Source organism: Acidisoma sp. S159 (assembly GCF_009766125.1).
Classification (GTDB): domain Bacteria; phylum Pseudomonadota; class Alphaproteobacteria; order Acetobacterales; family Acetobacteraceae; genus Acidisoma.
In genome coordinates, this window is sequence record NZ_LMUG01000077.1 from 1 (window position 1) to 2,669 (window position 2,669).

The 2,669-nt window shown below is 61.1% G+C and carries 4 protein-coding genes; 2 read left to right on the top strand and 2 right to left on the bottom strand.

Translation table 11 applies throughout. From position 1 onward, the window contains the following. Positions 1–408 (top strand): zincin-like metallopeptidase domain-containing protein (locus GSQ92_RS25810; RefSeq protein WP_254066700.1); only part of this gene is annotated, 408 nt, incomplete at its 5' end. A 466-nt stretch (positions 409–874) separates the two neighbouring features. On the opposite strand, the gene GSQ92_RS25815 is transcribed toward GSQ92_RS25810, so the two are convergent. Then, positions 875–1,132, bottom strand: coding sequence for a hypothetical protein (locus GSQ92_RS25815; protein WP_216856961.1), 258 nt, complete (start codon positions 1,130–1,132; stop codon positions 875–877). Between the two features lie 389 nt (positions 1,133–1,521). Between GSQ92_RS25815 and ssb the strand changes: the two genes are divergently transcribed. After that, entirely contained in the window at positions 1,522–1,968 is a 447-nt protein-coding gene (gene ssb, locus GSQ92_RS25820; protein ID WP_159014467.1) for a single-stranded DNA-binding protein, read from the top strand. 326 nt (positions 1,969–2,294) lie between these two features. Here the strand turns inward: ssb and GSQ92_RS25825 are convergent, their stop codons facing one another. Then, a complete protein-coding gene (locus GSQ92_RS25825) occupies positions 2,295–2,585 on the bottom strand; it encodes a WGR domain-containing protein (RefSeq protein WP_159014469.1) in 291 nt (96 codons plus the stop codon). Positions 2,586–2,669 lie beyond the last annotated feature (84 nt).

Below are 2,669 nucleotides of genomic sequence, written 5' to 3' on the forward strand. Positions count from 1 at the left end.
TTCATTCAGCTGCCACCGCCCGCCTCTTTCGAGAGCCCTGAGGCTGTCGCGAGCGTCGCCCTTCATGAGGCATCGCATTGGACGGGCGGCAAAGATCGGCTGGATCGCGATTTAACGAGTCGCTTTGGGTCAGCCGCCTACGCTCAAGAAGAGCTTCGTGCCGAGTTGGCGTCGGTTTTCCTCGGCAAAGTCCTCGATTTGCCAAGCGATATACCGAACCATGCAAGCTACCTCGGATCCTGGATAGAGACCTTGAAGGCTGATAAGCGCGAAATCTTCCGCGCTGCCTCTGACGCACAGTGTATCGCCGACTATCTGCTGGCCTTTCATCCCGACTACGCCAACCACGCAGGCTACACGGACATCAGCACCGAGAGCGGGACGCCTGCCGCTGTGCTGGCGGCGTAGCGCCATGGCGGCGGCCCGACGGCGCATCACGACGACCGGCTGATCGCCAAGCTTTGGGTGGGCGCTCGCGGCCAAGAACGTTGGCGTGATGAGCGGCGTTCTGGCCCGCGATCTGGCCATCATCCGGCTCGCGGGGCGAGTGGCCCCGTCGAGGTTCCGTCCTGCCGAGATAGACCATCACCAGCGCGATCGGCGCGCGGTTCGCCGGGGCCGCCATCGAGGCCGACGTGACGTCAAATCGCGCCCGACGCACAGCGTTGGGCCGCACCCCCAAAGCTGGAAGCCTTGGGCCGTCCGGCATTCGCCCGGTTGAAAACCATGTTACAGCCCGCGCTCGCGGCGCAGGCGTTCGCCGGCCGCAAGTAAACTTGCTCCGGCAATCTGATGATCCGGCTGGGTTTGCAGCGTGCGAAGATCGTGCTGTGGTCCGAGTGGCCGTCTTGACAGGCCCGCGACCCGCGAACCTTCAATCGGCGGGATATCCGCCACTGAAGATCGGCCGCTCGAAGTGTAAAGGCGAGGCGGGAACCGGCTCATGCTCGATATCTGACACCGGATTCAGCACGGGATCTTCCGGCGGCGTCACGGCTTCATTGTAGGCCGATCTCGCAATGATGTCGGTCATCACCGCCACGACTGTCTGACGATCCATTCCTGCTTTCACTGCGTCTGCAAGCATGGCGTCCAGACGAGGTGAAACCCAGTCGTGTACAGGCGTGCTCATTCAATTGCCTTCAGGTTGGATTGCGAAGGGATATACCACGTCCTGCGTGAAGCACAGAAGAAAACCGGCGCGTCACCAGTATCCCCTACCGTCTCTCGACATCCAGCACGACCCACATATGGAGCGAAGGAATGGATGGAGATTGGAGAGCATGGCGCTTCGCTTCGGCCGTCTCGCCCTTTCTCGTGTTGCTGCGGCTTGAACCAACCGCGCGCTCCGGAAAACGGGTGGGTCCTCGCCATACTCACTGCGTTCCGTGTGGCTCTGGTCCAACGCAAGCACGTTCCGTTGTCCGTCTCTTCCGGCCGGTTCCCAGGGGCCGCACACGAAGGGACGCCGACGGCATAAGCCAGACGCCTTCTCTTGGTTGTAAAATGTGAGAGAATTACATGGCTTCCGTCAACAAGGTGATCCTGATCGGCAATCTCGGTAAGGATCCTGAAGTCCGCAGCAGTCGAACCGGCGACAAGATTGTTACCTTCAACCTTGCCACGAGCGAGAGTTGGAATGACAAGGCGTCCGGCGAGCGCAAGGAGCGCACCGAGTGGCATCGCGTCGTCGTGTTCAACAGCCAAATCGCGGAGGTCATTGAACGCTTCCTGAAAAGGGGCGCGAAGGTCTACGTCGAGGGCCAGCTTCAGACTCGGAAATGGGTCGACCAATCCGGCGTTGAACGCTACTCCACCGAGGTCGTGCTCGCTCGCTTCAAAGGCGAGATGACGATGCTTTCGAGCACGAATGGTGGCCATCGCCAGGCCGCCACGGCGGATGAATGCATGGGCGATGGAGACCTGCCGCACGCGGGCCGTGATTTAGACGACGAAATTCCATTCTAGGGCTGCGCTCGCCAACGACCCGCGCTCCACGTGCGGGTCGTCAACCGTTCATCCCAATGTGGAGGATTCGGGTGAACCGCGACGGTCAATCGGAATGGGAGCCTCGCCAGCGTCGGCGCTTGTTGACCTCGCCTTCAGTTACAGCTGTCTGTCTCCTGTTGCCCCCCGGCTGCTGGCGGCGTTTGGCATGAACAAAGCAGTTAATTCCGCGCAGTGTGATCGTCCTGAGATCGCGGCTTCAGGACGCGGCCCTAAAGCCCCGGCCCCAACCTGTTCCGGCGACATCCAGGATGTGTCGGCCCGACCAAGTCGCGCGACTCAACCGTCTAAGGCCGCGGCCGATACCCTCTTCGGTGCTTGGATCGTGCAATTCGGGCAAGAGCATTGAGAGCAGCTCCCGGATCAGGATGCGGGTCCGTCCGCTGGCGACCCTCTGTCCCGATTTGGCCCCACTGGCGCATCAGAAGCGCGCGGCCGAACAAGTCCGGCCACACCTCCATCCTGTAATACCGCCGCTCATTTAAGTCCGGCCGAATGCGGCACAACACCGCGCTGTCCGGAAACAGTGGCAGCTGTACCGGCTGAAGTTTCTTTCGGTTCGCACCACGAGTCGCCATGACAGAAGCCTAGCAAATTGCGGGACGGTGAATAGACCCGCGATCACGGAGCTCGCTACGGATGATTCCGGTTTTACATTCGCG